Source organism: Microcoleus sp. PH2017_34_RAT_O_A (assembly GCF_020737885.1).
GTDB lineage: Bacteria > Cyanobacteriota > Cyanobacteriia > Cyanobacteriales > Microcoleaceae > Microcoleus.
Map to the genome: position 1 here is coordinate 1 of NZ_JAEQDD010000165.1, position 7,400 is coordinate 7,400.

General features: G+C 45.4%; 8 protein-coding genes. 1 reads left to right on the plus strand and 7 read right to left on the minus strand.

What is annotated here, in order from left to right:
- Nucleotides 1–172: 172 nt before the first annotated feature.
- From JGK11_RS31860 to JGK11_RS31870, 3 genes are all read right to left on the minus strand, one after another.
- Complete coding sequence (locus tag JGK11_RS31860; protein ID WP_293186613.1) at nucleotides 173–1,195, minus strand: calcium-binding protein; 1,023 nt, start codon at nucleotides 1,193–1,195, stop codon at nucleotides 173–175.
- Between the two features lie 202 nt (nucleotides 1,196–1,397).
- Nucleotides 1,398–2,186 carry an SDR family oxidoreductase gene (locus JGK11_RS31865; RefSeq protein ID WP_293186615.1) on the minus strand — a complete coding sequence of 263 codons (789 nt, stop codon included), beginning with the start codon at nucleotides 2,184–2,186 and terminating at the stop codon, nucleotides 1,398–1,400.
- A 240-nt stretch (nucleotides 2,187–2,426) separates the two neighbouring features.
- On the minus strand, nucleotides 2,427–3,365 hold the full coding sequence (locus JGK11_RS31870) for a nuclear transport factor 2 family protein (RefSeq protein ID WP_293186617.1): 939 nt from the start codon (nucleotides 3,363–3,365) through the stop codon (nucleotides 2,427–2,429).
- Nucleotides 3,366–3,578: 213 nt separating this feature from the next.
- Here JGK11_RS31870 and murG point away from each other — a divergent pair, with 213 nt between their 5' ends.
- Nucleotides 3,579–4,670 (plus strand): undecaprenyldiphospho-muramoylpentapeptide beta-N-acetylglucosaminyltransferase, encoded by a 1,092-nt coding sequence (gene murG, locus JGK11_RS31875; protein WP_293208466.1) that lies wholly within the window; start codon nucleotides 3,579–3,581, stop codon nucleotides 4,668–4,670.
- Between the two features lie 11 nt (nucleotides 4,671–4,681).
- Here murG and JGK11_RS31880 read toward each other — a convergent pair whose 3' ends face one another.
- The 4 genes from JGK11_RS31880 to JGK11_RS31895 form a co-directional block, all read right to left on the minus strand.
- Nucleotides 4,682–5,095 (minus strand): hypothetical protein, encoded by a 414-nt coding sequence (locus tag JGK11_RS31880; RefSeq protein WP_293186621.1) that lies wholly within the window; start codon nucleotides 5,093–5,095, stop codon nucleotides 4,682–4,684.
- A complete protein-coding gene (locus JGK11_RS31885; RefSeq protein WP_293186623.1) occupies nucleotides 5,079–5,528 on the minus strand; it encodes a type II toxin-antitoxin system antitoxin SocA domain-containing protein in 450 nt (149 codons plus the stop codon). Before JGK11_RS31885 ends, JGK11_RS31880 begins: the two co-directional genes overlap by 17 nt.
- Nucleotides 5,529–5,677: 149 nt before the next feature.
- The gene (gene ureG, locus JGK11_RS31890; protein ID WP_293186625.1) at nucleotides 5,678–6,274 is read right to left on the minus strand and encodes an urease accessory protein UreG; all 597 of its coding nucleotides are present in this window, start codon (nucleotides 6,272–6,274) and stop codon (nucleotides 5,678–5,680) included.
- Nucleotides 6,275–6,587: 313 nt separating this feature from the next.
- On the minus strand, nucleotides 6,588–7,301 hold the full coding sequence (locus tag JGK11_RS31895) for an urease accessory UreF family protein (RefSeq protein ID WP_293186627.1): 714 nt from the start codon (nucleotides 7,299–7,301) through the stop codon (nucleotides 6,588–6,590).
- Nucleotides 7,302–7,400: the final 99 nt, after the last annotated feature.

A 7,400-nucleotide genomic window follows, 5' to 3' on the forward strand; every position in this document is an offset into this window, starting at 1 on the left:
ATCTCAAATCTCAAATCTATAGCGGTTCTAAAAAAAGTGAGGTATCTTAATGCCCAATGCCCAATGCCCAATGCCCAATGCCCAATGCCCAATGCCCTATCCGCATGAGTATCTAATCTTTTTGATAAAAGTTATATGTCAATGGTAGATATACCCTACATAGGGTTGAAATTTAGATAATTTCAAAGTTGTTTGACCCAAGATTCAGGTTAGAACCGACTTGGGCAACAATCGAAACTTGTCCGTTTTGATTGCGGTAGTACAGCAAACCGTCAGCCGGGTTGTAGACGACATTAGCCGCGCCCGGAGTCCCAGGAGTGTTGGGATTGAAATTGGGGTCTGTAATAAATTGGTTGCCAACTAGATTGCCCGGTATCAAAGCATTAAATACAGCTCCATCGAGTTGAATTTTATCTTCTGTAGGATTGAAATCTGTCAGCGTATCCATATTATCGGCACCGACAAACTCGAAGCGGAATGTATCTGCTCCTGCACCACCTGTGAGGGTATCATTTCCTCTGTTGCCAGAAATAATATCGTTGCCGGCACCGCCTTCTACGATGTCATTGCCTTTGCCGCCAAACAAAATATCGTTTCCTTCGCCGCCCCTAACGGTGTCATTTCCTAAATTGCCATTTACAAAGTCATCTCCAGGGCCTCCCTCAACCACATCATCGCCTTTACCGCCGAACAAAGTATCATTTCCTTCACCACCGATAAGGTAGTCATTGCCCTCACCGCCGAAAAGGTTGTCGTTCCCGTCACCGCCGAAAATGTTGTCGTTGCCGAGGTCGCCAAACAGGAAGTCATCGCCACTGCCACCGTCTATCAAATCATCACCTTTACCTCCAAAAACAGTATCATTGCCTTCTCCACTGCGGATGGTATCGGCTCCTTGATTGCCAAAAAGAACGTCTTCGCCAGCACCGCCCTCGATTAAATCATCGCCTTTACCGGCGAAGACAGTATCATTGCCGTCGCCACCTCTTACGGTGTCATTGCCGTCTAGAGCAAATATGATGTCATTGCCACCTAGAGCTGCTACTTCATCGTTACCAGAACCTAGAATGATTTGATCCGAACCGCTACTACCGTTAATCCTGTTTGGTATATCGGGCGAGCCTTGAATAATTAAACCGCCAATAGCGTTAGGTTGAACGCTTAGGGGTTGAGTTGGATTTGTTATTTGGGACATTGCCAGTGATCTCGCATAGGGGGGATATCTATCGGGAGTCTTCATATCTCTTGTGAATTTTACTGGCTAAAATCCTGATGTCCGGAATGGTTGTATATGAAATCACTCAAAAAAATCCAATGATTTATTGGATTTTTTTCTCTTGAAAAATACAGATGAAACCGGGAACTATTTAACTATCCATACGTCTTTCATTAAAAACTCAAAACTCTTTTCTATGAACTAGAGTTGCACTAGCTTGGTCTGTCGGAACTAGCAAGACTTCGCTAATATTGACGTGGGGCGATCGCGTCGTGCAGAAATACACGACATCCGCTACATCCTCAGCAGTCAAGGGTGTCAGTCCTTGATAGACATTTTTTGCCTTGTCTGAATCGCCGTGAAACCGGACATTGCTAAATTCTGTTTCCACCAAACCAGGTTCTATTTCCGTCACCCGCACTGGTGTTCCCAAAAGGTCTTGTTTCAATCCTTCAGAAATAGCTCTCACCGCTGCTTTGGAAGCGCAATAAACATTACCTTTCGGGTAAGCTTGACGGCCTGCTATTGAGCCGATATTGACTACGTGGCCGCGGCCTCGGCTGACCATTCCAGGCACGATGTAGCGAGTCATGTACAGCAAGCCTTTCACATTGGTATCAATCATTTCTTCCCAATCTTGAAAGTTGCCTTCGTGCAGTTTGTCTAAACCGCGGCTCAATCCCGCATTGTTAATCAGAATATCGATGTTTTTCCAGGCGTCGGGCAGTGCAGCGATCGCCGATTCGACTTGCGGGCGATCGCGCACGTCCAATTCTAGCAAGTAAATCTCGTTCGCTGAGGAGACTAATTTTGTGTCTGCAAGTTCTTTGGCAAGGCGATCGAGCTTTTCCCGGCGGCGGGCTGCTAAAATTAGTTTGGCTCCACCTGTGGCGAATATCTTGCCACAGGCTGCTCCGATACCGCTACTGGCACCGGTAATGAAAACAATTTGATTTTGGATAGAAATCATTTTTTGTCAGTTGACAGTTGACAGTTGACAGTTGACAGTTGACTGTTAGCAGTTGTCAGTTGATAGTTGACAGTTGTCAGTTGTCAGTTGACAGTTGACAGTTGTCAGTTGTCAGTTGATAGTTGACTGTTAGCAGTTGTTATTGGTTATTTGCGATCGATAAGCTTCCAGGTTCTGATTCCAATGCCCGATGCCCGATGCCCGATGCCCGATGCCCAATTCCCCATAACACCTATTTTATTATTTAACAACCCGCAATCGCACGCTAACCATTGCAATTCCGCCTTGTCGCATCAAAACTGCTGAAATCCAGCGATTTTCAGGAGTAGCCGGAGCTTTACCTACTTTAAAAATCCCGCCGGAATTCAGCAAATCCAGATCGACTTCTGCGGACTTGAAAAAAGTTTTTTCGTTAACGGGCTCCTCCAAAATAGTTCCGATTAAAATGTCATTGCCGATCGGCTCTAGTACAATGGCATCAAAATTGTACTCTTCGCCCACCTTGACTTGCTCCGGCACATTTACTTGAAGTTTGGGAGGATTTTTACCAGAAGTAATCTGATTTTGTTCTGCTAAAATTTCTTGCTTAACTATTTTTTCACCCTCAAAGCGCTGCTGAGAACGGATGGTAGCTTTGAGGTTTAATTCTCTGCCATCCTGTTTCTGGGTGCCTGCAATTGTAGTTACGGTATCAGCGATAATTGCGTTACCTTCGGTTTTCCAAGACTTCAGTTCGGTGCGATAATTCAAATTCGGATATCGCTGCCAGAGTTGGGTGAGGGCTTTTTCCATGCTTTGGCTGTTTAAGCCGTCAGAATGAGTGAAATTCTGGCTGTAAAATGCCATGACTGCTTTGACATCGCGCCGGTTGGCGGCTGCGTCTATTTCTGTTAGCAGTTTGGTGAGTGGGGCTGGAGCATTGGCAGGGGTTTGGGCGATCGCCTGGGGAGTTGCCGCGATCGCGCTTACCGCACTCGGGTGCAATACGCCAGCACCTACAACTGCTAAACATAACAACATTTGAGCGATCGACTGGCCGCCGAAGCAGCCAAACACGATCGCGCGTTGGCGCAGCCCGCCCCTACGGGGGCTACGCCAACGAAGAGGATCGGCTTTTTCGTGCCGACTGCTGGCAAAATACTGAGATACACTTGGCACTAAATTCAAAAAATTACGCATTAGATGATACTTTGGTTATTTGTCAGGGGTCGCGGCGCGGGCAACGGTTCGCCTGCAACGAAAAACTGACAACGGAAGGAGAGATACGGCACAATCTCATTTTAGATTGCTGATTGAAAATTAGCTGAAACTGCCGGAACAATAAGCATAATAATCTAAAACCTCTAATCTAAAATCGATCGACCTGTGGAACTTGTAAAAGAAACAAATACCTTGACAAAAACCCCCCTGCGGTTGTTGGTTGCAGCTAGCGGCACGGGAGGACATCTATTTCCGGCGATCGCCACAGCTCGTCAGTTGAGCGACTGTCAGATCGAATGGCTGGGAGTGCCAGACCGCATGGAGACGCAATTAGTTCCCTCCCTTTACCCCCTCCATACGATCGCCGTTGAAGGCTTTCAGCAGCGATTTGGACTCGGTACACTGCGAATTTTGGGCGGACTCCTCGGCTCGATCATTCAGGTACGGAAGTTGCTCAAAGCGGGAAATTTTCAGGGAGTATTTACTACCGGCGGTTACATCGCAGCACCGGCTATTTTGGCGGCTCGCTCTTTGGGTTTGCCGGTGATTCTCCACGAATCTAATGCAATTCCTGGGAAGGTGACGCGGTGGTTTAGTCCTTTTTGCACTGCTGTGGCGATCGGATTTGAAGCAGCGGCAAAGCATTTACCCCGCGCGAAAACGGTGGTTGCGGGTACGCCAGTGCGATCGCAATTCTTGACTCGCGAACCTCTAAAGTTACCAATTCCTGACAGCGTACCTGTAATTTTAGTAATGGGTGGCTCCCAAGGAGCTGTCGCCGTCAATAAATTAGTGCGCGAATGTGCTCCGGCTTGGTTTGAGGCGGGTGCGTGGGTAGTTCACCTCACCGGAAATAATGACCCGGATGCTGAAAGCTTGAAGCACGAACAGTATCTGTCGATGCCATTTTATGATAATGTAGCGGGTTTGTTACAGCGAGCAAATATAGCAATTAGTCGATCGGGCGCCAGTGCTCTAACAGAATTAGCAGTTACAGGAATGCCTTCTATTTTAATTCCTTTCCCCCACGCCGCAGACGATCACCAAAGATTTAACGCCGAAGTATTTGCCGCAGCAGGCGCCGCCGTGGTATTCCGTCAAAGCGAACTGACAGCAGAGGTATTGCAAAGCAAAGTCTTATATTTGTTAAAAGATTCCGAATATTTGGCAAAAATGTCTCAAGCTGCTCTTCAATTAGCGGTGACAGACAGTACGGAACGTTTGGCAAATTTAGTCAGAGAATTGTTGACTCGATACCGAAAATTTGACAGCGCTGCTAATTGAACGAGATATTTTTAATGAGGGTAAAGTGTAAAGTCTCTATCCAGCCAAATAATATAAAGCACAGCCCCATCTCGATAACCAACCATCGGAGCCATCCCGCAAAACCGAAAAGCAATAAAATTTACATCATCCTTAAGATGGCTAGGAATAGCCGCTCTAATAGAACTTTGGGCAATCTTCTCATAGCCAGATCCGTGACGGGGAGAAGCATTAATTTGACTCCAGGTAAGCTGACTTAACTTGTATAGCGTATCTGCAAAAGCTGCCTTTTCATCTTTTGTACATTGAGCAAGAGAGTAATCTTTATTCATGTACTGCAAAGAAAATACAGGCGACTGCTGCTCTGGCGGTAAATCAACAATTTCTCTAGATGAAATCCTTTTCCCTTTTTCTTGGCGTTGATTTGCCTTAAGATGCTTCTTCACAATTGAGTTGAGTCTTGAAGTATTTTTTCAGGGATTGATGAGTAATTTTTCCGCTATTTTGAGCAGCAAGTTTCCAGGGATATTCTTCGTGTGTCATGTTGCTTAACTTCCATGCAGCAAACTGCCCAAACACAGAGTAAACTTCATCAAGCAGGCTCTTAGTTTCTTCGTCGTAAATCGAAAAGTTTATATATTCTGGACATGGAATTGCACCAGTACCATACTTTTTATAGTGACGGTACAAATCAGGAACAACGGGCCCGTGAGTCCATGCTTCTATGGCTTCAGGAAATAGCGGTTCATCGTACAAAGCTAAATGAAAGCCTTGAGCATAGTAAACCAATTTCTGAAGCTTGAGATTAGATATCAGATCGCCAGCATCTTCACTTGCCTGAGCCAAAAAGTATTTGGCTGCATCATAACAACTCAGCATAACTTACTTGCTAGTCATTAAAGGGCTAAACTAGAACGAGATTTTTTTGACACTCCCGCGACTCAACCAGACTATATTTGTCTGGAGACGTTTTCACGGGGAATTGCGAGCCGTGGGAGTTTACTTACATTATACTATATTTTCTCAATCTATGCCATATTCAATTTAACAAAATTAACTACCGATTCTAAGCCTTCTTTTGTCTTCAGGTTAGTAAACACAAAAGGCTTCTCCCCGCGCATCTTTTTAGCATCCCGTTCCATCACGCCCAAATCTGCTCCCACAAAAGGCGCGAGATCTGTTTTATTAATTACCAATAAATCCGACTTAGTAATTCCCGGCCCGCCCTTGCGCGGAATTTTATCCCCCGCAGCCACATCAATCACGTAAATTGTCAAATCCACCAACTCCGGGCTAAAAGTTGCCGCCAAATTGTCGCCGCCGCTTTCGACAAACACTAAATCTAAATTAGTAAATTTGTATTCTAACTCTTCTATAGCTACCAAATTGATCGAAGCATCTTCGCGGATAGCAGTGTGGGGACAGCCTCCAGTTTCTACTCCCAAAATGCGATCGCTCTCCAAAGCTTGACTCCGAACCAAAAACTGTGCATCCTCCTGAGTATAGATATCATTAGTCACCACAGCAATCTGGTACTGTTGGCGCAGCGTCTTACACAAAGCATCCAGTAAAGCAGTTTTTCCCGAACCAACCGGGCCAGCAATTCCTACACGAAAAGCACTCATAGCAATTTTAGATTTTAGATTTTAGCAATCTTGGACGGCTTTTTAGGTACGTTGTTGCGCTTAAGCGCTCTTTCATCAGATATAAGAGAAGAGCGCTGAAGCGCAACTACGTACCTTGGATGAAAGCACTCTTTCATCAGATATAAGAGAAGAGCGCTGAAGCGCAACTACGTACCTTGGATGAAAGCGCTCTTTCATCAGATATAAGAGAAGAGCGCTGAAGCGCAACTACATACCTTGGATGAAAGCGCTCTTTCATCAGATATAAGAGAAGAGCGCTGAAGCGCAACTACATACCTTGTAATTTGAAATTTCAACTGCGAAACAAGCGAGTGTACTGAGTTTCATGCGCCATGCTAGCCAGTCCCAATCCCCAACTGCAACTACCGAGGTCATCATCTTCTAATTGTAAAACTTCTTGCGCCGTTAAACTAATTTGACACTGCAAATCTAATAGTAACTGTTGGCCCGCAGTTTGACCGAGAGGAATCAGTTTCACGCCCGCACTCGCTAAATTTGCAGCCCAACTGTACAAATATCCTACCACGGCCGCTTCCTCTTCAATCTGCCAGCAAGCCGCCGCTATCCCAAAGCCGATCGCAAAATTGCACTGATTGCCACCAACTTCCACCAAATCTTTTACAATAGTTGTCAATCCAGAAGGTACGGGCGATTCCCTGCGGGATAGCTTCGCTTCACGCAAATCCAGCAACAACCGCGTCAAAGTCCGCCCCATTTGCCAACTTTGCAAGCGCAACTCTTCAGTTTCCTTAGCAGCAGTCGCCCAAGCATTCCAATAACTCAAAGCCCTCAAATCCCCAATCTTCGCCGCCCTCAAAGCCCGTACCGCCACAGCCGCTTCTACTCGCACCGCCCCAAATTCCAGCGAATTTTCCAACCAATTCCTCAAACTGCTCTCGCTGTCGATCGCACCAGCTTCTACCAGACTCTCGATTCCCTCAGAATAACTATAAGCTCCCACAGGTGCAAAAGCTAACTGCAACAAACATAAAAGTTGATTGTTCACTGTTATTTGTTATTTGTTATTTGTTATTTGTTATTTGTTATTTGTTATTTGTTATTTGTTATTTGTTATTTGTTATTTGTTATTTGTTATTTGTTATTT

Excerpts from the sequence above, each read along its gene's own strand:
- JGK11_RS31860 (WP_293186613.1), bottom strand. The coding sequence starts at position 1,195 with ATGTCCCAAATAACAAATCCAACTCAACCCCTAAGCGTTCAACCTAAC.
- JGK11_RS31865 (WP_293186615.1), bottom strand. The coding sequence starts at position 2,186 with ATGATTTCTATCCAAAATCAAATTGTTTTCATTACCGGTGCCAGTAGC.
- JGK11_RS31870 (WP_293186617.1), bottom strand. The coding sequence starts at position 3,365 with ATGCGTAATTTTTTGAATTTAGTGCCAAGTGTATCTCAGTATTTTGCC.
- JGK11_RS31885 (WP_293186623.1), bottom strand. The coding sequence starts at position 5,528 with ATGCTGAGTTGTTATGATGCAGCCAAATACTTTTTGGCTCAGGCAAGT.
- ureG (WP_293186625.1), bottom strand. The coding sequence starts at position 6,274 with ATGAGTGCTTTTCGTGTAGGAATTGCTGGCCCGGTTGGTTCGGGAAAA.